A 22,122-nucleotide genomic window follows, 5' to 3' on the forward strand; every position below is an offset into this window, starting at 1 on the left:
GGCATGGCCGTGGGTGAACGAGCGCAGGAACGTGCCCAGCGTGGACGGGGCCCGTATCGCGTCGAACGCGACCGGCATCGCTCCGTGCCGCAGCCGGTCGGCATCGTCGATGCTGTCCGCACCCGCGCACATCGCCGCTACCAGCGACATCACCTTCGCCGACGGGTTCGCCCCGCCACTGTTGCCTGCACCCCTGATCCGGACCGCCTCACCGACCAGCCGCGGCAGACCCGCACGCTCCGCCAGCCGGACGACCGGTACCAGCCCGGCATCCGCCACCAGGTTCGGCTCGTCGAACACGGCGGAGACCACCGCAGTGGCATGGGAAGATTGCATCTCGCGGATGTTCTCTTGTTCTGTGGATGTGGAACCCTAGGAAGTCCCATCATCCCAGGTCAGAGGGCATCCGCGTCTTCATGTCCAGGTCTTGGACCGGCAATTGACCGGTGGATCGAGGCTTAGCCGTCGACGAGCCGGACGCCCTCCGGCAGGCCCGCCGGGTCGTCGTCCGGCTCAACCACCGCAAGGCCCACCCCGATCCGCCCGCCGCGGCGCCACCCGAGTACGACGAGGAGGAGCTTCTGGGGATCGTTCCCGGCGATCTGCGGATCCCCTTCGATCCGCGCGAGGTCATCGCCCGGATCGTCGACGCCTCCGACTTCGACGAGTTCAAGCCGCTGTACGGGACGAGCCTGACCACCGGCTGGGCCACCCTGCACGGCTATCCCGTCGGCGTCCTCGCCAACGCCCGAGGCGTGCTGTTCAGCGAGGAGTCGCAGAAGGCGGCCCAGTTCATCCAGCTCGCCAACCAGCGGGACGTCCCGCTGCTGTTCCTGCACAACACCACCGGCTACATGGTCGGCCGGGAGTACGAGCAGGGCGGCATCATCAAGCACGGCGCGATGATGATCAACGCGGTGTCCAACTCGCGCGTCCCGCACCTGTCCGTCCTCATGGGGGCCTCCTACGGAGCCGGGCACTACGGCATGTGCGGACGGGCCTACGACCCCCGCTTCCTTTTCGCCTGGCCCAGCGCCAAGTCCGCCGTCATGGGGCCGCAGCAGCTCGCGGGTGTGCTGTCGATCGTGGCCCGCCAGTCGGCGGCCGCCAAGGGGCAGCCGTACGACGAGGAGGCGGACGCCGCGCTGCGGGCGATGGTGGAGCAGCAGATCGAGTCGGAGTCGCTGCCGGCGTTCCTGTCCGGGCGGCTGTACGACGACGGCGTCATCGACCCGCGCGACACCCGCACCGTCCTCGGCCTGTGTCTGTCGGCCGTCCACACCGCGCCCTTCGAGGGCGCGCGCGGCGGCTTCGGCGTCTTCCGGATGTGAGGGATCCCTTGATTTCTTCTCTGCTCGTCGCCGACCGGGGCGAGATCACCTGCCGTATCTTCCGCACCTGCGGTGAGCTGGGCATCCGGACGGTCGCCGTGCACTCGGACGCCGATGAGGACGCGCTGCACACGCGCGTGGCCGACACCGCGGTGCGCCTGCCGGGCGTGACGCCCGCCGAGACGTATCTGCGCGGCGACCTGATCGTGGCGGCGGCGGTGGCGGCCGGCGCGGACGCCGTGCACCCGGGCTACGGCTTCCTCGCCGAGAACGCCGGCTTCGCGCGGGCCGTCCTGGACGCGGGCCTGGTCTGGATCGGACCGCCCCCGCGGGCCGTCGAGACGATGGCGTCCAAGACCCGCGCCAAGGAGCTGATGGGTGTACGGCCCCTGCGCGAGGTCACCGAGGCCGACCTGCCGGTCCTGGTGAAGGCCGCCGCGGGCGGCGGCGGGCGCGGGATGCGGATCGTACGGCGGCTCCAGGACCTGGACGCCGAACTGGCCGCTGCGCGCGCCGAGGCGTTGAGCGCCTTCGGCGACGGCGAGGTGTTCGTCGAGCCGTACCTCGGGGGCGAGGCGGGCGGGCGGCACGTGGAGGTGCAGGTCCTCGCCGACACCCACGGCACCGTGTGGACGCTGGGCACGCGTGACTGCTCCCTCCAGCGGCGCCACCAGAAGGTCGTCGAGGAGGCCCCGGCACCCGGACTCCCCGCGGACACCGAGCGGGAGTTGCACGAGCTGGCCGTACGGGCCGCGCGGGCCGTCGACTACACCGGTGCGGGGACCGTCGAGTTCCTGGTGGCCGACGGCCGTGCGCACTTCCTGGAGATGAACACCCGCCTCCAGGTGGAACACCCGGTCACGGAGGCCGTGTTCGGCGTGGACCTGGTCGCCCTGCAGATCCGTGTCGCCGAGGGCCACGCCCTGGACGCCGACCCGCCCCCCGCGCGCGGGCACGCGGTCGAGGCCCGCCTGTACGCCGAGGACCCCGCCCGCGACTGGGCCCCGCAGACCGGCACCCTGCACCGCCTGTCCGTCCCCGGCGTCCGCCTGGACACCGGCTACGGCGACGGGGACACGATCGGCGTCCACTACGACCCGCTGCTCGCCAAGGCCGTCGCCCACGCCCCCACGCGCGCGGAGGCGCTGCGCAAGCTCGCCGGCGCGCTGGAGCGGGCCGCCGTCCACGGCCCGGTCACCAACCGGGACCTGCTGGTGCGGTCCCTGCGGCACGAGGAGTTCACGAGCGGCCGTACGGACACTGGCTTCTACGACCGCCACCTCGCCGAACTGTCCGCGCCCGCCCCCGACCCGTACGCGCCCCTGGCCGCCGCGCTCGCCGACGCGCAGGGCCGCTCCCGCTTCGGCGGCTGGCGCAATGTGCCCTCGCAGCCGCAGGTCAAGCGGTATCTCATGGCGGGCGAGGAGCACGAGGTGCGCTACCGGCACACCCGGGCGGGCCTGGCCGCCGATGCCGTAGGGGTGCGGGTGGTGCACGCGGACGCGTGCCTGGTCGTCCTCGAAGTCCACGGAGTCCGGCGCAGGTACGAGATCGCCCGGTACGGCGAGCAGGTGTACGCCGGACCGACCGCGCTCACCGCCCTGCCCCGCTTCCCCGACCCCGTCGCCCAGCGCGCCCCCGGCTCGCTGCTGGCGCCCATGCCCGGCACCGTCGTGCGCGTCGCCGAAGGACTGGGCGTGGGCGCCGCCGTACGGGCCGGAGAGCCACTGCTGTGGCTGGAGGCGATGAAGATGGAGCACAAGATCTCCGCGCCCGTCACGGGCACGCTCAGCGCCCTGCACGCCGCCCCCGGCCGCCAGGTCGAGGTCGGCGCCCTGCTCGCCGTCGTAGAGGCCACCCGGGAGGATCTGTGAGCGCCACGCTGGAAACCGATGAACACAAGGATCTGCGCGCCGCCGTGGCGGCCCTCGGCAAGCGCTACGGCCGCGACTACCTCACCCGGACCGTCGCCGAGGGACGCCACCCCACCGAACTCTGGTCCGAGGCAGGCCAACTCGGCTACCTCGGCGTCAACCTGCCGGAGGTGTACGGCGGGGGAGGTGGTGGTGTCACCGAACTGTCCATCGTGCTGGAGGAGTTGGGCGCGGCCGGCTGCCCCCTGCTGATGATGGTCGTCTCGCCCGCCATCTGCGGCACCGTCATCGCCCGGTTCGGCACCGAGCAGCAGAAGCGCGCCTGGCTGCCCTCGCTGGCGAACGGCACCCGCACCATGGCCTTCGGCATCACCGAACCCGACGCCGGCTCCAACTCCCACCGCATCACCACCACCGCCCGCCGCGACGGCGCCGACTGGGTACTCACCGGCCGGAAGGTGTTCATCTCCGGCGTCGACATCGCCGACGCCGTCCTGGTCGTCGGCCGCACCGAGGACGCGCGCACCGGCCGCCTCAAGCCCTGCCTGTTCATCGTCCCGCCGGGCGCGGACGGCTTCCAGCGGCGTCCCATCGACATGGAACTCAACGCCGCCGAGAAGCAGTTCGAGCTGGTCCTGGACGATGTGCGGCTGCCCGCCGACGCGCTCGTCGGCGGGGGCACCTCCCACGCTTTCGGCAGTGGGGGAGAGGACGCGGGCCTGCTGCAACTGTTCGCCGGACTCAACCCCGAGCGCATCATGACGGCCGCCTTCGCGATCGGGATGGGGCGCTACGCGCTCGGCCGGGCCGTGGAGTACGCGCGCGAGCGCACCGTCTGGAAGGCCCCCATCGGCTCCCACCAGGCCATCGCCCACCCGCTCGCCCAGGCCCACATCGACCTCGAACTCGCCCGCCTGATGACGGGGAGGGCGGCCCACCTGTACGACGCGGGCGACGACGTGGGCGCCGGAGAGGCCGCCAACATGGCCAAGTACGCGGCCGGTGAGGCCTGCGTGCGGGCCGTCGACCAGGCCGTGCACACCCTCGGCGGCAACGGCCTCACGCGTGAGTTCGGGCTCGCCTCGCTGATAACGGCCGCACGCGTGGCTCGTATCGCGCCGGTGAGCCGGGAGATGATCCTCAACTACGTCTCCCACCAGACCCTGGGCCTGCCCAAGTCGTACTGACCCGCCCGCCGTGTGTGAGGAGGAACCGTGTTTCGCAGCGAGTACGCAGACGTCCCGGCCGTAGAACTGCCCATCCACGAGGCCGTCCCGGGCCGCGCCGCCCGGTTCGGCGGGGCTCCCGCGCTGATCGACGGCACGGACGGCACCACCCTCACCTACGAGCAGGTGGACCGCTTCCACCGGCGTATCGCCGCCGCGTTCGCCGAGGCCGGTGTGCGCAAGGGCGACGTCCTCAGCCGACGCCGCCGTCATCGGCGGGCACGGCGCCGACGGCAACGAGGTGCCGCACGCCTGCCTGGTGCGCCGGCCGTCCGCCGACGGGCCTGTCGGAGGCGGAGGTGATGCCGTACGTCGCCGAACGCGTCGCCCCCTACAAGCGCGTCCGCCGCGGCACCTTCCTCGACGCGGTGCCCCGCGCCGCCTCCGGGAAGATCCTGCGGCGGCGGCTGCGGGACCGGCGGCCCGAGCAGCCGCGGGAAGCAGGGGAGCGGCCGTGACGGCAACGAGGTGCCGCACGCCTGCCTGGTGCGCCGGCCGTCCGCCGACGGGCCTGTCGGAGGCGGAGGTGATGCCGTACGTCGCCGAACGCGTCGCCCCCTACAAGCGCGTCCGCCGCGGCACCTTCCTCGACGCGGTGCCCCGCGCCGCCTCCGGGAAGATCCTGCGGCGGCGGCTGCGGGACCAGCGGCCCGAGCAGCCGCGGGAAGCAGGGGAGCGGCCGTGACGGCGATCGGACACACGCGCGCGCGTGCCGTGGAAACCCTCAGCCTCGACTCGCCGGACAGCCGCAACGCCCTGTCTGCGACGCTCGTCGGGGAACTCGCCGCCGCGCTCACCGACTGCGCCGAGGACGCGGCCGTGCGCGCCGTCGTCCTCACCCACACCGGCAACACCTTCAGCGCGGGCGCCGACCTGCGCGACCCTCCACGGCCCGAGGCGCTGGTGGCCCTGCTGCGGCAGATCGTCGAACTGCCCAAGCCGGTCGTCGCCCGGGTCACCGGACACGTCCGCGCGGGCGGCCTCGGCCTGCTCGCGGCCTGCGACATCGCCGTCGCCTCGCACCGGGCCACCTTCGCGTTCACCGAGGTGCGCATCGGGGTGGCCCCCGCGCTCATCTCGCTGCCGCTGCTGCCCCGCACCGACCCGCGCGCGCTGGCCCGCCACTGCCTCACCGGGGAACGGTTCGACGCGGCCGAGGCGGCCCGGACCGGCCTGCTCACGGCGGCCGGGGATGACGCCGACGCCGTACTGGAGCCGATCCTCGACGGTCTGCGCCGCTCCTCCCCCCAGGCTCTGGCCGAGACGAAACGGCTGCTCACGGCTAGGGTGCTGGAAGCCTTCGACCGGGACGCGGCCGGCCTGACCGCACTCTCGGCCCGGCTGTTCTCCTCCGCGCAGGCGCGCGAGGGCATGACGGCCTTCCTCGAACGACGGGATCCGGAATGGGCGGTGTGACCACACACGACCGCGCGGAACGCGCCCCCAAGCAGGACCGCAGCCGGGCCACCCGGCAGCGGCTCCTCCAGGCCGCCGTGGCCTGCCTCGCCGAACACGGCTGGGCCGGCTCCACGGTCTCGGTGGTCGCCGAACGCGCCGGCGTCTCCCGTGGCGCCGCCCAGCACCACTTCCCCACCCGCGAGGACCTGTTCACCGCCGCCGTCGAGTACGTGGCCGAGGAACGCTCCACCGCCCTGCGCGCCCTGTTCCCGCAAGGCGCGGCCGGCGACCGGCGGGCCGTGGTCGCCGCCCTCGTCGACCTCTACACCGGGCCCCTCTTCCGCGCCGCCCTCCACCTGTGGGTGGCCGCCTCCAACGAGGACCAACTGCGTCCCCGCGTCACCGAGTTGGAGGCCCGCGTGGGCCGCGAGACCCACCGCATAGCGGTCGAGCTGCTGGGCGCGGACGAGTCCCGCCCCGGCACCCGCGAAACCGTCCAGGGCTTCCTCGACATGGCCCGCGGCCTCGGTCTCGCCAACCTCCTCACCGACGACGCCGCCCGCCGCGAAGGCGTGGTCGCGCAGTGGGCGGCCCTGCTGGAGGAGGCGCTGGGCCGCGGCCCGGCGACCGCGTGAACCGGGCCACACCCGTATCGCACGCCCCGCAGTACCCTGTGCGCATGCTTCTGCTGCTCGTGCGACGCCGCCACGTGGACTACGTGCGCGTCACGAGCACGGGCTGTCGGCGTTCCGCCTGACCCGGCCCCTTCCGCGGCGACCCGATCGCCCGCATCTCTCACCCGGTTCCTCTCATCCGGCACCCGTGCCGCGCGCCCACCCATGGCGGCTGCCCGGGACCCGTACACCCTGCGGACGTGACCCATGACGAACACGGCGACGCCCCCGTCGTACGACCAGCTCCCCCTCATCGACCTCGCCGCGGCCGACCGCGGCCCCCGGCGACGGGCGCTGCTGCACGAGCAGTTGCACGCCGCCGCCCACGACGTGGGCTTCTTCCAGCTCGTCGGGCACAGCGTCACCCGGGCCGAGACCGACGCGCTGCTCGACGCCATGCACGCCTTCTTCCGGCTCCCCGAGGCCGACCGCCTCGCCCTGGACAACGTCAACTCGCCCCACTTCCGCGGCTACACGCGCACCGGCGACGAGCGCACCGGCGGTGTCCGCGACTGGCGCGACCAGCTCGACATAGGCGCCGAGCGGCCCGCCCGTGTCCCGGGGCCGGGCGAGCCCGCGTACTGGTGGCTCCAGGGCCCCAACCAGTGGCCGGCCGCCCTGCCCGAGCTGCGCACCGCCGCGCTCGGCTGGATCGACCGGCTCAGCGCCGTCGCCCGCAGGCTGCTGCACGAGCTGCTCACCGCCATCGGCGCGCCCGCCGGCTTCTACGACCCGGTCTTCGGTGAGCACGCCCACCCGCATCTCAAGCTCGTCCGCTACCCGGGCAGCGCCGGCGACGGCACCGACCAGGGCGTCGGCGCCCACAAGGACTACGGCTTCCTCACCCTGCTGCTCCAGGACGGGATCGGCGGCCTCCAGGTGCAGCGCGCGGACGGGCTCTTCCACGACGTGCCGCCGATCGAGGGCGCGTTCGTCGTCAACCTCGGAGAGCTGCTGGAGGTCGCCACCAACGGCTACCTGGTGGCCACCAACCACCGGGTCGTCTCCCCGCCCGGCGCCACCGAGCGGTTCTCGGTGCCCTTCTTCTACAACCCGCGCCTGGACGCCCGCGTCGCCCCGCTGCCCTTCCCGCACGCCTCCACCGCGCCCGGTGTCACCGACGACCCGGGCAACCCGCTGTTCGCCGAGTACGGGTACAACGAGCTCAAGGGCAAGCTGCGCGCCCACCCGTCGGCCGCCCGACGGCATCACGCGGAGCTGCTGACCCCCGCGTGACGCCGGGTGCGCCGACCGGGTGCGGTCGGCGCGCGCTCAGCGCGCGATGTGGTCGTAGCCCGCGATCTCCCGCGGGCTGCGCGGACCGGGACCGACGTAGCGGGCTGAGGGGCGCACCAGCCGGCCGGTGCGCTTCTGCTCCAGGATGTGCGCCGACCAGCCCGCCGTACGCGCGCACGTGAACATCGACGTGAACATGTGCGCCGGCACCTCGGCGAAGTCCAGCATGATCGCCGCCCAGAACTCGACGTTCGTGGCCAGCACCCGGTCCGGCCGACGGTTGTGCAGCTCCTCCAGGGCGGCCTTCTCCAGGGCCTCGGCGACCTCGTACCGCGGGGCGCCGAGCTCCCGGGCGGTACGGCGCAGCACGCGCGCGCGTGGGTCCTCGGCCCGGTACACCCGGTGCCCGAACCCCATCAGCCGCTCACCGCGGTCCAGGGCGCGCCTGACGTAGCCCTCCGCGTCCCCGGTCCGCTCGATCTCCTCGATCATGCCCAGGACCCGGGAGGGCGCGCCGCCGTGCAGCGGGCCGGACATGGCGCCCACCGCGCCCGACAGCGCGGCCGCCACGTCGGCGCCGGTGGAGGCGATGACGCGGGCGGTGAACGTGGAGGCGTTCATGCCGTGCTCGGCGGCGGACGTCCAGTACGCGTCGACGGCCGCCACGTGCTTGGGGTCCGGCTCGCCCCGCCAGCGGATCATGAACCGCTCGGTGATGGAGCGGGCCTTGTCGATCTCCCGCTGCGGCACCATCGGCACGCCCTGCCCGCGCGCCGACTGGGCGACGTACGACAGCGCCATGACGGCGGCCCGCGCCAGATCGTCGCGCGCCTGCTCCACGTCGATGTCCAGCAGCGGTTTCAGGCCCCACACCGGGGCGAGCATCGCCAGCGCCGACTGGACGTCCACGCGGATGTCCCCGGAGTGCACGGGGATCGGGAACGGCTCGGCGGGCGGCAGGCCCGGATCGAAGGCGCCGTCGACCAGCAGCCCCCAGACGTTGCCGAAGGAGATCTGACCGACGAGTTCCTCGATGTCGACACCCCGGTACCGAAGGGCGCCGCCCTCCTTGTCCGGTTCGGCGATCTCCGTCTCGAACGCGACGACTCCTTCGAGACCGGGTACGAAGTCGGACATCAGGCGGCTCCTTGTGGTCTGTGCGACAGAGGGTGCGACGGGGACTGCTGGAGTGACTGGGCGACTGGGCGATTGGGGAACTGGGACGACGACCAGGTGCGGGACGCCGGAGAGCGGGCCGTCCGCCGGCGGATCCACGGTCGCGTCCCGTGACTCGCGGTCCATGGCGGGCATCTCTGTGATGCCCCGTCCGGCCGGCTGTCACCCAACCGGAACGACAGCAGCACCATAACCCCGAGTGCCACAAAAGGGGAGTGGAGCGGCACTCAGTGCCATCCAGGGTCCGCGGCGGAGGGTGAGGGTACCCCGCGGAGGCCCCCGGTGGATACGGCAAGATGACCGCGTGACCGACCGAGAAGCCCGGGAAACCGCCCCCTTCGACCTCGCCTCCATGCGCATGCACTACCGGGCCGAGGGGCTGGCGGAGGCCGACCTGGCCGCCACCCCCGTCGCCCAGTTCGCCCGCTGGTTCCAGCAGGCCGCGACAGAGGGCCGGCTGTTCGAGCCCAACGCCATGGTCGTCTCCACCGCGGACGCCGACGGCCGGCCCAGCTCCCGCACGGTGCTGCTGAAGTCCTTCGACGAGCAGGGCTTCGTCTTCTACACCAACTACGACTCCCGCAAGGGCCGCGACCTGGCCGGGAACCCGTACGTCTCCCTGCTGTTCCCGTGGCACCCCATGGCCCGCCAGGTCATCGTCCAGGGCGTGGCCCGCCGCACCGGCCGCGACGAGACCGCCGCCTACTTCCGCACCCGCCCGCACGGCTCCCAGCTCGGCGCCTGGGCCAGCGCCCAGTCCACGGTGATCGCCGGCCGCGCGGAACTCGACGCCTCCTACGCCGACCTGGCCGCCCGCTACCCCGAGGGCGAGCAGGTGCCCGTACCGCCGCACTGGGGTGGCTTCCGGGTCGCCCCGCAGTCGGTGGAGTTCTGGCAGGGCCGCGAGAACCGCCTGCACGACCGCCTGCGGTACGTCGCCGAGGCGGACGGCGGCTGGCGCGTGGAGCGGCTGAGCCCCTGACGCGACCCTGTCGCGGGCGCCGTATTGACACGGCTCTGGTCCAGACCTCACCGTGATCCGCGACACACAGTCGCCCCGAAGGGACGGACCTCGCATGAGCGACCGCACGCCGGCCGGCCAGTTCCTCGACGCCGCCATCGGCCTGCTCCAGCGGGTCCGGGACGAGGAGGCCGAGCAGATCGCGGCCGCCGGGACACTGCTCGCCGACACCGTGGCCGCCGGCGGCCGCCTGTTCGCCTTCGGCGCCGGCCACTCCTCCCTCGCGGCCCAGGACCTCGTCTACCGCGCCGGCGGCCTGGCCCTGATGAACCTGCTGGCCGTTCCCGGCACCGTCGGCGTCGACGTCGTGCCGGCCACCCTCGGCTCCGCCCTGGAACGCGTCGACGGCCTCGCCACCGCGGTTCTGGACAGCTCCCCCCTCCGCTCCGGCGACGCCCTGGTCGTCATCTCGCTGTCCGGGCGCAACGCCCTGCCCGTGGAGATGGCCGTGCACGCCCGCACCCTCGGCGTGCGGGTCATCGGCGTGACGTCGGTGGCCTACGCGACCGGGACCACCTCCCGGCACGCCTCGGGGACGTTCCTGAAGGACCAGTGCGACATCGTCCTCGACTCCAAGATCGCGGTCGGCGACGCCGAACTCACCCTCGACACCGTCGCGGCCCCCTTCGCCCCCGCCTCCACCGTCGTCACCGCCGCCCTCCTCCAGGCGGTCATGGCCACCACCGCCGGCGTTCTCGCCGACCGCGGCATCGAACCCCCGCTGCTGCGCTCCGGCAACGTCGACGGCGGCCACGAGTGGAACGGCCGGATCTTCGACCGGTACGCCGACCGGATCTTCTACCGGCACTGACCCGGACCGATTGCCCCGGACCGACTGACCCGTATCGACTGACCCGGAACCGATTGCCCCGGACCGATTGCCCCGGACCGATTGCCCCGGACCGATTGCCCCGGACCGATTGCCCCGGACCGACTGACCCGGAACCGATTGCCCCGTATCGACCGACCCAGACCGATTGCCCCGTACCGCTCGCGCACGTCCGCGGCGGGAACCCCCGGCGCACGGGAATTTCCGCGGACCGCAATTCCTTCAATGTTCTGGGAACCCGGTGTGTGCTGGGTCACGTTCCAGTTGAATGATGGGCAGTGAGCGAAACGACGCGCCGTACGTGCGGACGCAGCCTGCAGGGGGTCCAGGTGAGTGCTTCCCGGCGTAGTGGGGCCACCGACGAGATGGGGCCGGACGAGCCCGAGCCCGAGCGGGACGGTTCCGACACCCACGACGGCTCCGACCTGCTGGCCGCCCTCCTCGACGGCATGGACGCGGCCCTGTGCGCCTTCGACGCCGACGGCGTCGTCACCCACTGGAACCGCGAGGCCGAGCGCATCCTGGGCTGGACCGCCGCCGAGGCCGTCGGACGGCACGGTTTCGCCGGCTGGGCCGTGCGCAGCGCGGACGCCGAGGAGGTCCAGGGGCGGCTGATGTCCGCCATGCACGCCCCCGGACGCCAGGTGCACGAGTTCGCGCTGCTCACCAAGGACGGCGGCCGCGTCCTGGTGCGGACCCAGTCCGCGGCCGTGCACGGGCCCGACGGCAAGCCCGCCGGCCTGTACTGCGCCTTCAGCGAGGTGCACGCGCAGATCGACCTGGAGCGGTCCATCGCGCTCAGCGAGGCCCTGTTCGAGGACGCCTTCTGGGGGGTCGTCCTCGTCGACGCCGACCTGCGGCCCGCCGTCGTCAACGCCTACGCCGCCCAGGCCCTCGGCACCGGCCGCACGGCGGCACTGGGCCGGCCGCTCGGCGAACTGCTCACCCAGGGCCTGGAGGAGCTGGAGAGCGCGCTCACCCACGTCCTGGCCGAGGGCGCCCCGCCCGCCCCCGCCGAGTTCTGGGTGGGCGTGCGCACCCCGGAGGGCGACCGGCGGCGCTGCTGGCGCAGCGGATTCGTCCGGCTCGCCTCGCCGCTCGCCGAGGAACCGGTACCGCTCGGCGTCGCCTGGCTCTTCGCCGACGTCACCGAGGCCAAGCAGGGTGAGCAGGAGGCCGCGCAGCTGCGGTTCCGCACCAACCAGCTGCACCGGGCCGCCCGAGCCGCCGCCGAGTGCGAGGACCCGGCCGAGGCCGCCACCGTCCACCTCGACTTCGCCCTCGCCGGCTTCGCCGACCACGCCCTGATCGACCGCGTGGCCGGCGGCACCGCCCCGGCCGACCAGGAGACGGCGGCCCCGGTCCGGCTGGTCCGCGTCGCGGCCACCCCCTCCGGCGGCCCCGGGCCCAGCCTGCTCACCGGGCAGGCCGGGCTGCCCGTCCGCTACGGAACGGGACACCCCGCCCTCCAGTGCGTCGACCGCATGGGCTCCGTGCGGGCCTCCGCCGGGGCCGTGCCGGCCGACCGGGCGCGCGAGTGGGCCGAGGCCCGGCAGTGGCCGGCCGGCGCCGTGCACGCCCTGTGCGCGGTGCTGCGCAGCCGTGGCCGCACCCTGGGCGTCGTGACCTTCCTGCGCGGCTCCGGCCGCAGCCCCTTCGAGCGGGCCGACGCGGCCTACGCCGAGGACGTGGCCGCACGCATCGCGGCGGTCCTGGACCTGGCTCTCCTGGCCAAGGACGGCGGCGCCTGACCGCGCGAGGGCGCCCCCGCCGCGACAGCACCCGCCGCGACAGCACATCCGCCGCGCGAAAAAACCTCTTGAGTATCGCCGGTCCGCTTCCTAGGGTGTTGGCACACACGAAGGGAGGTGATCCGGTAGATGAGTGAGACCCGGACGCGTGAGGTGGCTGCGGGCTAGCGGCCCGTCACCCCACCCTGTGCGGTGCCGGACCAGCGCGTGACAGATACGTGCGGCCGGCCCAATCCCAAGCAGTCACCCGACCCGCGAGCTGCCGGTACGTCCGGCCGGCTCCTCCGCCGAGGCGGAGGGACCCAGCTCGCGGGTCGTCCGCGTTTCGCGCGGGCCGCCCGGTTGTCAGTGGGATGCGTCAGAATTGACTTCAGGGCCAGCGCACGCGCCGGGGAGCCGCCGGGTCCCCGGCCGAGGTAATCGAGGGGCACGTATGTCCGGACTGATCGACACCACGGAGATGTATCTCCGCACCATCCTCGAGCTGGAGGAGGAAGGCGTCGTCCCCATGCGCGCCCGGATCGCGGAGCGCCTGGACCAGAGTGGGCCGACGGTGAGCCAGACGGTCGCGCGGATGGAGCGCGACGGCCTGGTCTCGGTGGCCCCGGACCGGCACCTGGAGCTCACGTACGAGGGCCGCCGGCTGGCCACGCGCGTGATGCGCAAGCACCGGCTCGCCGAGTGCCTGCTGGTCGACGTGATCGGCCTGGAGTGGGAGCAGGTGCACGCCGAGGCCTGCCGCTGGGAGCACGTGATGAGCGAGGCCGTGGAGCGCAGGGTGCTGGAGCTGCTGCGGCACCCGACCGAGTCGCCGTACGGCAACCCGATCCCGGGTCTGGAGGAGCTGGGCGAGAAGGACGGCGCCGACCCGTTCCTGGACGAGGGGATGGTGTCGCTGGCCGACCTGGACCCGGGGGCCGAGGGCAAGACGGTGGTCGTCCGCCGGATCGGCGAGCCGATCCAGACGGACGCGCAGCTGATGTACACGCTGCGCCGCGCGGGCGTGCAGCCCGGCTCGGTGGTCAGTGTGACGGAGTCGGCGGGCGGTGTGCTGGTCGGCAGCGGCGGCGAGGCGGCGGAGCTGCACACAGAGGTCGCCTCTCACGTCTTCGTCGCCAAGCGCTGAGGGGCCGCCGGTCCGGCTCGTCCTTTCCTCCGTCCGTGGCTCAGTGCGTCGAAGCGCAGCGCGCGGGCGCCGGGCGTGCGAGGCTGTCGCGAGAGGCATGGGGCTCGAAGGGGTGGGGGAGATGTGCCGCAGACATGGGGAGGGCCCCGGCGCCTTGCGGCGCCGGGGCCTGTCCTCCCCCTCAGCGACCCGGAGCCCCGAGCTCTCAGGGTCGTCCCCCTCGGACCCCTTTTCCCCGAGTGGTCCGCCTCCCGTTGAAGATCTCCCCAGGGGGGCGGCGATCAATCCTGGCCAGGCGTCACTCGAACGAGGGGTGTTGATGACGCAGCCAGCATTTTCGAATAAGTATTCGATAGCCTGAGTGTCTGCGCGTGAGAGGCCCCGCGGCCCGCGCCACAGGAATGTGCACGACGGCATACGGAAGCTGAACACGGTTCCAGGGGGGTGCCAGGACCAATGGTGCGGCGCATCGACGTGACCGGGTCGGGCGGTGTACGGCTCGCTGCCTGGGAGTTCGCCGAGCCCCCGAAGGCCGTGCCGGGGCAGGTGAGGGAGCGTACACCGGGCCGGTCCGACGCCGGACCCGACCGGACCGACGGCGTGCTGTTACTGCACGGCCTCATGGGCCGCGCCTCGCACTGGGCCGCCACCGCACGCTGGCTCTCCGGACGGCACCGCGCCGTCGCCCTCGACCAGCGCGGGCACGGCCAGAGCGAGAAGCCGCCGCAGGCCGCCTACACCCGTGAGGCCTATGTGGAGGACGCCGAGGCCGCCCTCGAACAGCTCGGCCTCGGCCCGGCCGTCGTCGTCGGGCACGCGATGGGCGCGCTGACCGCCTGGCAGCTCGCCGCCCGCCGCCCCGACCTGGTGCGCGCCGTGGTCATCTGCGACATGCGGGCCTCCGCGCTCGGCGCCGCCTCCCAGCGGGAGTGGGAGGACTGGTTCCGGGCCTGGCCGGTGCCCTTCGCCGCCCTCGCCGACGTACGGAAGTGGTTCGGTGAGGACGACCCCTGGGTGGAGCGCCCCAACCCGGCACGCGGCGAGTTCTACGCCGAGGTCATGCACGAGAGCGCGGACGGCTGGCGCCCCGTCTTCGAACCGCAGCAGATGCTCACCTCTCGCGAGGCCTGGGTGTACGACGCCCACTGGGAGGAGCTGGCCCAGGTCCGCTGCCCGGCCCTCGTGGTCCGCGGCCTGGACGGCGAACTCGGCCGGGCCGAGGCCCAGGAGATGGTCCGCGTCCTGCCGCGCGGAGAGTACGCGGAGGTGGCCGACGCCGGTCACCTCGTCCACTACGACCAGCCGGAGGCCTGGCGCATGGCCATCGAACCGTTCCTGGACGCGGTGCTCACCGGATGACACCGTCCACGTGGTCACCGCGCGCCTGCGCTGAGCGGCCTTGCCGCAGCCTCAGCCCTTGCTCACCGCCGTGAGGATCTCCGGCAGCCGGGCCGCCGTGCGCGGAGCCGCCAGCCGCAGGCCCAGCAGGGTGATCGCCGCCCCGTACGCCGCGCCCACCGGCAGCAGCAGCCGGCTCCAGCCGTCGCCGGTGGCGCTGACGTTCGACCAGATGACGAGCGCGATGAACGGCGAGCACAGCAGGGCCGCCGCGACCATGCCGCCGAAGATGGAGACGAAGGCGAGACCGGCCTGACCGGGGGCCACGTTCTTGTGGCCTTCCTGCGGGATGGAGTACGGGAAGCGGGCCGACGTCCACGCCCCGGTCGCCAGCATGGCGCCGAGCAGGGCGAACGACAGGCCGAGCACCTCCGGCAGCCGGCGCCACTCGCCGAGCAGGCCCGCCGTCAGCACCGTGACCAGGGTGGCGTACGGCAGGGTGATCAGCAGCAGGGCCAGCGCCCGCGCGCGCAGCTCGACGTAGGCGTCCCGCGGGGCGGAGATCGTCAGCGCGACCAGCCAGAACGCGGAGGTGTCCTGGCCGAACTGGTTGTACATCTGGATGCCGAGCATGCCGGCGGCGAAGCAGGCGAAGTAGGGCGAGCCGGTGCCCTGGACCGCGTTGAACACCGGGACGATCAGTCCGATGGCGAGCGAGGTCACCCAGGCCGCCCTGGTCTTCGGGTCGCGCCAGACGTAGCGCAGGCTGCGCTCCATGACGGTGCCGGTGCGGCCGGCCGGCAGCCACCGCGCCAGGCCGCCGCCCTCGCGGGCCCGATCGCGCGCGGGAGCGTCGACGGGCTGGAGGGTCGAGGAGTCGGGCGAGGTCATCAGCCGGGTCAGGCTGCGCGCCCACACCGCCAGCAGGGCGGCCAGGGCGGCCGCGGTCAGCGCGAGCTGGGCCACCGCGACGCCGTAGGAGCCGCTGCTCGCCGAGTCCACCGCGCCCACCGCCGACGCGGGCGGCAGCCACCGCAGCACGTCCGCCACCGGGTCGAGCCGGCCCACGCCCGCGGAACCCAGGCGCTGCATTCCGAAGTTGACGACCTGCGCCCCGATCGCGATGACCAGTCCGCTGAGCACCGCCAGGTCCCGTCCCTTGCGGCTGGTCAGCAGCCGGATGTTGGCGGCGGCCACGGCCCGCGCGAGGGCCACGCACACCAGCAGCGTGAGGACGAGGGCGAGGACCGCGACGACGGCCGCGGCCGTCCCGCGCGCCACCGAGATCACGCAGCCCACCAGCAGCAGCATCGTGAACAGCGGCCCGATGCCGACCAGGGACGCCGCCAGCAGGGCGCCGACCAGCGGTCGCGGCCGCAGCGGCAGCATCACCAGGCGGGTCGGGTCGAGGGTCTCGTCGCCGCTGGGGAAGAACAGCGGCATCACGGCCCAGCCCAGTGCCAGCACGGCCACGCCCAGGACGGCCACGGAGGCGATGTGCGCGTGACCGCGCAGCGCGATCAGGCCCACCATCTGCAGCGCCGCGAACAGCAGCGCGACGACGGCCGAAGTGATGAACGCGGCACGCCGCCCGCCGGACTGCCTGAGCCCGTTGCGCAGCAGCGACAGCTTCAGCCGTACGACGACGGGCGTGATCGAGGGGGCCCGGGTGCCGGCGCTCACCGGGAACCGCCCCCCAGCCAGTCCAGGTCGGAAGCGGCGTCCCGGCCCTGCGCGCCGACGAGTTCGAGGAACGCCCGCTGAAGGGTGGGGGCGCCGCCGCGCACCTCGGCGAGGGTGCCCTGGGCGCGGATGCGGCCGGCGGCCATCACGGCCACCCAGTCGCACAGGGACTCGACCAGTTCCATGACGTGCGAGGAGAACACGACGGTGGCGCCGGAGGCGGTGCACCGCTCCAGGACGCCGCGGATGGTCTGCGCGGATACCGGGTCGACACCCTCGAACGGCTCGTCGAGGAAGAGGACTTCAGGATTGTGCAGGAGAGCGCACGCGAGCCCGGTCTTCTTGCGCATGCCGGTCGAGTAGTCGACGACGAGCTTGTGCTGGGCGCCGGCGAGGTCCAGTACGTCCAGCAACTGCGTGGCCCGCCGGTCCACCTCGTCCCCGGGCAGCCCGCGCAACCGCCCGGAGTACGAGAGCAGTTCCCGCCCCGACAGCCGCTCGAAGAGCCGCAGTCCCTCGGGCAGCACGCCGATCCGCGCCTTCACCGCCACCGGGTCCCGCCACACGTCGTGCCCGACGACCTCGACGGTGCCCTGGTCGGGCCGCAGCAGCCCGGTCACCATGGAGAGCGTGGTGGTCTTGCCGGCCCCGTTGGGCCCGACCAGCCCGATGAACTTCCCGGCGGGCAGCTCGAGATCGATCCCGGCGACGGCGACCTGCTGCCCGAACCGCTTCCAGAGCCCTTGCACGCGTACGGCGCTTGTACCCACCACGACCACTCCCTCCGTCAGCACGAACCCTACGGGGGAAGACCCTGCCCGAGGGGTGCGAGACCGTGCTGATCTGCGGTTCCGCCGAGTCAGGGTGGGCGACGACGAGGGACTGGCGGGCGCCGGGCAGCACGAACAGGGCGGGTGGCTACCGGTCCCTTCCGCACGCGTACGCCAGCGGCGGGTCCAGCTCCTCCACGTCCGGCAGCCATCGATTGGCCGGCGTCGGCCGGCAGGCCCACTGCACCGCCCGCGACCCGCACCGCGTGGGCGGCGCGGCCACGTACGCGCCCTCTCCGAGCGCGACCAGGTCGAGGGAGGCCGGCGACCAGCCCAGCTTCCGTACGAGGTCCGGCAGTTTCACGGTCGTGCCCGGCAGCACGAAGAACTGCATCCGCCGCTCGGGGGTCAGGATCACCGGCCCCAGCGCCGACCGCATCCGCTCCAGCCGGGCCAGCGCGAGGAACCCGGCCGTCTCCGGCACGGAGATCGCGTCGAACGTACGGCCCGTGGGCAGCAGGATCGACGCCGTCGGCTGCTGCTGCCACATCCGGCGCACCGTGCTCGCGCTGCCGGTCGCCAGGGACGCCCAGCCCTCGCGCGCCGGGTGCGCGCCGGGTGCCGCGCACCCGGGGTCCCCGCAGGAGCAGCGCTGCGCCCCGCCGACCGCTGCCAGCCAGGTGCCGGGGAACACGTCCCAGTGGCGTTCCTCGGTGTAGCGAACGGCTGTCTCCAGCAGCGATTCCCCGCGCTGCTGGGGAATGTGACCGGCCACCCGGTCGGCGCTCTGTGCGGCTTCCGCGCCCGCGGTCGTCTCTTCCACGCCCCACTCAACTGCCGCGCCCACCTGGAGTTACGGGCGGGTCGCGTGGTCGGACGCGCCGGGGAGGAGCACCCCCTCGGTGCCCGGGGCGCATGGGTGCATGTGCGGGGGCGCGCAGGAGGATCGCCGACGGGCGCTGGGTAGATCCGTAGGGGGGCGGCATTCGCCTTCACCCCGGCAATCCTCACATGTCCTGCATTTTCGGTATGTCCATGGGGCATCGATCTTACGGCCGGAATTTTTCGCCGGGGCGCGGATCGCGTCCGGCCGCGCAAGAGCCGTCAACTCGGTGCGTGCGCAGGGCACCGCAGCTTCAGGGGGTTAACGCCATGGCCGCCAGGCCTCTCGTCGCGCGGCAGCCGAACGAACGGCTGCAGGCGCTCATCCAGGAAGCGGGCTGCTCGAACGCCGGGCTGGCCCGCAGGGTCAACATGTGCGGCGCCGAGCACGGTCTCGACCTGCGCTACGACAAGACGTCGGTGGCGCGCTGGCTGCGTGGGCAGCAGCCGCGCGGGCGGGCCCCGGCGATCATCGCCGAGGCGCTCGGCCGCAAGCTCGGCCGTACGGTCACCATCGACGAGATCGGCATGGCCAACGGCAAGAACCTCGCCTCGGGGGTGGGCCTTCAGTTCTCGCCGACGGTGCTGGGAGCCATCGAGCAGGTCTGCGAGTTGTGGCGCAGCGACGTGGGCCGCCGGGACTTCCTGTCCGGCTCCGCCGTCGCCGCCTCCGCGCTGGTCGAGCCGAGCCGGGACTGGCTGATCTCCGCGCCGGACCCGCAGGTGGCGCGGGCGGCGGGGTCGCGGGTGGGCCAGTCCGACGTGGCCGCCGTACGGGCCATGACGCAGGCGCTGGTCGACCTGGACCACAGTCACGGCAGCGGGCATGTGCGCCCGGTGGTCGTGCACTACCTCAACAGTGTCGTCTCCGGGCTGCTCGCCGGCTCCTACCGGGAGGCGGTGGGCCGCGATCTGTTCGCCGAGGTCGCCCGACTCACCGAGCTCGCCGGGTACATGGCCGTCGACACCGGCCAACCGGGCCTGGCCCAGCGGTACTACATCCAGGCGCTGCGGCTCGCCCAGGCGGCCGGGGACCGCGGCTACGGCGGCTATGTGCTGGCCGCCTCCATGAGCCATCTCGCCGCGCAGCTGGGAAACCCGCGGGAGATCGCGCAGTTGGCGCGCGCGGCGCAGGAGGGCGCGCGCGGTCGCGTGACACCGCGCGCGGAGGCGATGTTCCACGCGGCCGAGGCGCGCGGGCACGCCCTCGTGGGCGACGCGCGGGCGGCCCAGCTGTCCGCCGGGCGGGCGGTGAGCGCGCTGGAGGCCGCCGAGCCGCACTCCGGGGACGACCCTGCGTGGATCGCGCACTTCGACGAGGCCTATCTCGCCGACGAGTTGGCGCACTGCCACCGGGACCTGGGGCAGTCGGAGGCGGCGGCGCGGGCGGCGCGGGAGTCGCTGGCCGGACATCCCGCGTCGCGGGCGCGGCGGCGGGCCATCGGCTATGTGCTGCTCGCCACCGCGCAGGTGCAGCAGCGGGAGGTCGAACAGGCATGCAGCACCGGGCTGAAGGCGGTGGAGCTGCTGCGGACGCTGCGGTCCGACCGGGGCGCGGAGTACCTGGAGGACTTCCGGCAGCGCCTGGAGCCGTTCCGGGACGAGCCGGTGGTGCGGGAGTTCGGGGCACGGCTGGAGACGCGGGTGGCGGCGTGACCGTGTTCCCGGGTTCCTCGGGTCGCTCGTGTTCCTCGTGAGACCTGGGACATGAGCAGATGGCGCCCCGCCAGGTGGTGTAGCCGATCAACTGCCCGGAATGCGCAGGTCACCGCCGCATCGATGCGGCTCCGGGTCGCCCGTGGCGCTGACAGCAGGTCAGCCGGGCGCGACGCGGGAGGCGTGTCCCCGCGGCATGGCCGGCGCGCGGCTTACCGGAACGCGTCGAGCAAGGTTGCCTACACCACGAGGCGGGACACGGCCATGAGCAGCGTGCGGCGGGCGGGTTTTGTTACTGCCGTCACAGGGAAGGAGGTCTCGTCCTGTGCTGCGTGGCACGGGGCTTGGGAGACCCGGTAGCGTGAGCCGACGATTCCGAAGGTCCCCCATTCGTAGGAGTCCCGGTGACGCAGAGTGGACAGGGCGAGGAGCCCTCGGCGCGGCCCGCGCACGAAGGCATCGTGCTGCCCTCCGACGGTGGTGAGCCCTTGCTGCCGGGCATGGCCGGCAGGCCGGGTGGCCATCCGAGCGCAGCGAGGCCGGGCGGTCAGGCCCCGGCGGCGGCCCCGGCAGGCGGTCAGTCCTGGGGCCAGCCGTGGGGTCCCGACCAGCAGCAGCCGCCGCAGCAGGACCAGGGCTGGCAGCAGCCGTGGGGCTCCCCGGAGCCGTACCAGCAGCACCAGTGGGACGCGCGGGGGCAGGCTCCCCAGCATCCGGGCGCGGGCCCCCTGCCCCCGGAGAACGCCCCGTCCCACGGCGCCCCGCCGTACCAGCAGCCCGGCACCGGCCCCCACGGCGCCCCCGCGCATCCCGGGCACGGGCTGCCGCCCGCCGGCGCCGGCCCCTATGGCGCCCCCGGCCACTCCGTACCGCCGGGCGCTCCCGGGCACGGGCTGCCGCCCGCCGGCGCCGACCCCTATGGCGCCCCCGGCCACTCCGTACCGCCGGGCGCTCCCGGGCACGGGCTGCCGCCCGCCGGCGCCGCCCCGTACGGCGCCCCCGCCGGTCAGCCCGCCCCGCACGTGGCCGGGCACGGCGCCCCCGCGCACGGGATGCCGGGCGCCGACGAGGGAGCGACGCAGTTCCTGCCGCCGGTCCCCGGTGGGCCCGCGGACGAAGGGGCCACCCAGTTCCTGCCGCCCATGGGAGGCGCGGCGGTGGACGAGGGGGCGACGCAGTACATCCCGCCGGTGGGGCCGGGCGCCCTGCCGCCGGAGGCGTCCGGCGGCGGGCCGGCCCCGTACCCGGGCCAGATACCCCAGGGCGCCGCGCCCGGTCACCCCGACGCCGAGGCGACGCAGTTCATCGCGCCCGTGGACGCCCAGGGCGGCGGGCGGCAGACGCCCGCCGAGTTCGACAACCTCTTCCGCAGCGACTCCGGCGGCGCGGCCCCGGCGACCCAGCAACTGCCCCGTTTCCAGCAGGGCCCGCCCGACCAGCCCCACGCCCGGCCCGCGTCCGCCGCGCCCGGCGGGTACGACGGCGACGGCGGCCGGGGAGGCCGGCGCACCGGCTCGCGCCTGCCGCTGATCGCGGCCGTGGGCGTCGGGATCGCCGTCCTCGGCATCGGCGCCGGGGCCCTGCTCAGCGGCGGCGACGGGGACGGCGACAGCGGCGACAAGAACACCACCGTCGCGGCCACCGCGCCCGCCACCGGCGACGCCTCTCCCTCGCCCGCCGCCGACCCGGCCCGGGAGCAGGCGGTCGAGCTGGACAAGCTGCTGGCCGACAGCGGCAGCAGCCGCGCCTCCGTGATCAAGGCGGTGGCCGACGTCAGGAACTGCGCCAACCTCGACCAGGCGGCCTCCGACCTGCGCAGCGCGGCCGAGCAGCGCAAGGGCCTGGTCACCCGCCTCGGAGAGCTGTCCGTCGACAAGCTCCCCGGTAACGCCCAGCTGACGGCGGCCCTCAACAAGGCCTGGAAGGCCTCGGAGTCCGCGGACCGGCACTACGCGGCCTGGGCCGACCAGGCCCGCGGCAAGAAGGTGTGCAAGAAGGGCCACGCCCGGGACACGGGCGAGACCAGGGCCGGCAACCGCGAGAGCGGCGTCGCCAGCTCGGAGAAGGCCAAGGCCGCCCAGCTGTGGAACGCGATCGCGAAGACGTACGGCCTCACCCAGCGCCAGCCGACCCAGCTGTGAGGCCCGGCCG

The 22,122-nt window shown here is 73.8% G+C and carries 18 protein-coding genes and 3 pseudogenes; 16 read left to right on the forward strand and 5 right to left on the reverse strand.

The genetic code is table 11. From position 1 onward, the window contains the following. A pseudogene (locus ACFY4A_RS18460) lies at window positions 1-336 on the reverse strand (IS1380 family transposase); the annotation flags it as partial. 125 nt (window positions 337-461) lie between these two features. Between ACFY4A_RS18460 and ACFY4A_RS18465 the strand changes: the two are divergent. The 9 genes and pseudogenes from ACFY4A_RS18465 to ACFY4A_RS18505 all read left to right on the forward strand — a co-directional run. After that, window positions 462-1,331: pseudogene (locus tag ACFY4A_RS18465) on the forward strand (acyl-CoA carboxylase subunit beta); the annotation flags it as partial. Window positions 1,332-1,339: 8 nt separating this feature from the next. Continuing rightward, a complete protein-coding gene (locus ACFY4A_RS18470; RefSeq protein WP_390830452.1) occupies window positions 1,340-3,205 on the forward strand; it encodes a biotin carboxylase N-terminal domain-containing protein in 1,866 nt (621 codons plus the stop codon). After that, window positions 3,202-4,392 carry an acyl-CoA dehydrogenase family protein gene (locus tag ACFY4A_RS18475; protein ID WP_390830453.1) on the forward strand — a complete coding sequence of 397 codons (1,191 nt, stop codon included), beginning with the start codon at window positions 3,202-3,204 and terminating at the stop codon, window positions 4,390-4,392. Before ACFY4A_RS18470 ends, ACFY4A_RS18475 begins: the two co-directional genes overlap by 4 nt. Window positions 4,393-4,419: 27 nt before the next feature. Beyond that, a pseudogene (locus ACFY4A_RS18480) lies at window positions 4,420-4,629 on the forward strand (AMP-binding protein); the annotation flags it as partial. Window positions 4,630-4,733: 104 nt separating this feature from the next. After that, window positions 4,734-4,889 carry a hypothetical protein gene (locus ACFY4A_RS18485; RefSeq protein ID WP_390830454.1) on the forward strand — a complete coding sequence of 52 codons (156 nt, stop codon included), beginning with the start codon at window positions 4,734-4,736 and terminating at the stop codon, window positions 4,887-4,889. Next, window positions 4,886-5,116, forward strand: a complete 231-nt coding sequence (locus tag ACFY4A_RS18490) for a hypothetical protein (RefSeq protein ID WP_390830455.1) — start codon at window positions 4,886-4,888, stop codon at window positions 5,114-5,116. The genes ACFY4A_RS18485 and ACFY4A_RS18490 overlap by 4 nt, the downstream gene beginning before the upstream one ends. Further along, on the forward strand, window positions 5,113-5,847 hold the full coding sequence (locus ACFY4A_RS18495; RefSeq protein WP_390830456.1) for an enoyl-CoA hydratase family protein: 735 nt from the start codon (window positions 5,113-5,115) through the stop codon (window positions 5,845-5,847). Before ACFY4A_RS18490 ends, ACFY4A_RS18495 begins: the two co-directional genes overlap by 4 nt. Continuing rightward, window positions 5,835-6,464 (forward strand): TetR/AcrR family transcriptional regulator, encoded by a 630-nt coding sequence (locus ACFY4A_RS18500; RefSeq protein WP_390830457.1) that lies wholly within the window; start codon window positions 5,835-5,837, stop codon window positions 6,462-6,464. Before ACFY4A_RS18495 ends, ACFY4A_RS18500 begins: the two co-directional genes overlap by 13 nt. A 246-nt stretch (window positions 6,465-6,710) precedes the next feature. Then, the gene (locus ACFY4A_RS18505; RefSeq protein ID WP_390830458.1) at window positions 6,711-7,739 is read left to right on the forward strand and encodes an isopenicillin N synthase family dioxygenase; all 1,029 of its coding nucleotides are present in this window, start codon (window positions 6,711-6,713) and stop codon (window positions 7,737-7,739) included. A gap of 36 nt (window positions 7,740-7,775) precedes the next feature. Here the strand turns inward: ACFY4A_RS18505 and ACFY4A_RS18510 are convergent, their stop codons facing one another. Further along, window positions 7,776-8,876: a citrate synthase 2 gene (locus tag ACFY4A_RS18510; RefSeq protein WP_390830459.1), complete on the reverse strand. Its 1,101-nt coding sequence runs from the start codon at window positions 8,874-8,876 to the stop codon at window positions 7,776-7,778. 343 nt (window positions 8,877-9,219) lie between these two features. Here ACFY4A_RS18510 and pdxH point away from each other — a divergent pair, with 343 nt between their 5' ends. The 5 genes from pdxH (at window position 9,220) to ACFY4A_RS18535 (ending at window position 15,001) form a co-directional block, all read left to right on the forward strand. Further along, a complete protein-coding gene (gene pdxH / locus ACFY4A_RS18515; protein ID WP_390830460.1) occupies window positions 9,220-9,897 on the forward strand; it encodes a pyridoxamine 5'-phosphate oxidase in 678 nt (225 codons plus the stop codon). Window positions 9,898-9,991: 94 nt separating this feature from the next. Next, on the forward strand, window positions 9,992-10,747 hold the full coding sequence (locus ACFY4A_RS18520) for an SIS domain-containing protein (RefSeq protein WP_390830461.1): 756 nt from the start codon (window positions 9,992-9,994) through the stop codon (window positions 10,745-10,747). A gap of 347 nt (window positions 10,748-11,094) precedes the next feature. After that, a complete protein-coding gene (locus ACFY4A_RS18525) occupies window positions 11,095-12,516 on the forward strand; it encodes a PAS domain-containing protein (RefSeq protein WP_390830462.1) in 1,422 nt (473 codons plus the stop codon). Window positions 12,517-12,949: 433 nt separating this feature from the next. Further along, entirely contained in the window at window positions 12,950-13,642 is a 693-nt protein-coding gene (locus ACFY4A_RS18530) for a metal-dependent transcriptional regulator (protein ID WP_390830463.1), read from the forward strand. A 456-nt stretch (window positions 13,643-14,098) separates the two neighbouring features. Continuing rightward, entirely contained in the window at window positions 14,099-15,001 is a 903-nt protein-coding gene (locus ACFY4A_RS18535; RefSeq protein WP_390830464.1) for an alpha/beta fold hydrolase, read from the forward strand. A gap of 51 nt (window positions 15,002-15,052) precedes the next feature. Here ACFY4A_RS18535 and ACFY4A_RS18540 read toward each other — a convergent pair whose 3' ends face one another. From ACFY4A_RS18540 to ACFY4A_RS18550, 3 genes are all read right to left on the reverse strand, one after another. Then, window positions 15,053-16,663 (reverse strand): transporter, encoded by a 1,611-nt coding sequence (locus ACFY4A_RS18540; RefSeq protein WP_390830465.1) that lies wholly within the window; start codon window positions 16,661-16,663, stop codon window positions 15,053-15,055. After that, window positions 16,660-17,436, reverse strand: a complete 777-nt coding sequence (locus tag ACFY4A_RS18545) for an ABC transporter ATP-binding protein (protein ID WP_390830466.1) — start codon at window positions 17,434-17,436, stop codon at window positions 16,660-16,662. Before ACFY4A_RS18545 ends, ACFY4A_RS18540 begins: the two co-directional genes overlap by 4 nt. A 145-nt stretch (window positions 17,437-17,581) precedes the next feature. After that, entirely contained in the window at window positions 17,582-18,256 is a 675-nt protein-coding gene (locus ACFY4A_RS18550; protein WP_390830467.1) for a bifunctional DNA primase/polymerase, read from the reverse strand. A 329-nt stretch (window positions 18,257-18,585) separates the two neighbouring features. Here ACFY4A_RS18550 and ACFY4A_RS18555 point away from each other — a divergent pair, with 329 nt between their 5' ends. Both ACFY4A_RS18555 and ACFY4A_RS18560 read left to right on the forward strand, forming a co-directional pair. After that, window positions 18,586-19,971: a transcriptional regulator gene (locus ACFY4A_RS18555; RefSeq protein ID WP_390830468.1), complete on the forward strand. Its 1,386-nt coding sequence runs from the start codon at window positions 18,586-18,588 to the stop codon at window positions 19,969-19,971. A gap of 404 nt (window positions 19,972-20,375) precedes the next feature. Next, window positions 20,376-22,112, forward strand: a complete 1,737-nt coding sequence (locus ACFY4A_RS18560) for a hypothetical protein (protein ID WP_390830469.1) — start codon at window positions 20,376-20,378, stop codon at window positions 22,110-22,112. Window positions 22,113-22,122 lie beyond the last annotated feature (10 nt).

It is taken from the genome of Streptomyces sp. NPDC001292, from assembly GCF_042896465.1.
GTDB lineage: Bacteria > Actinomycetota > Actinomycetes > Streptomycetales > Streptomycetaceae > Streptomyces.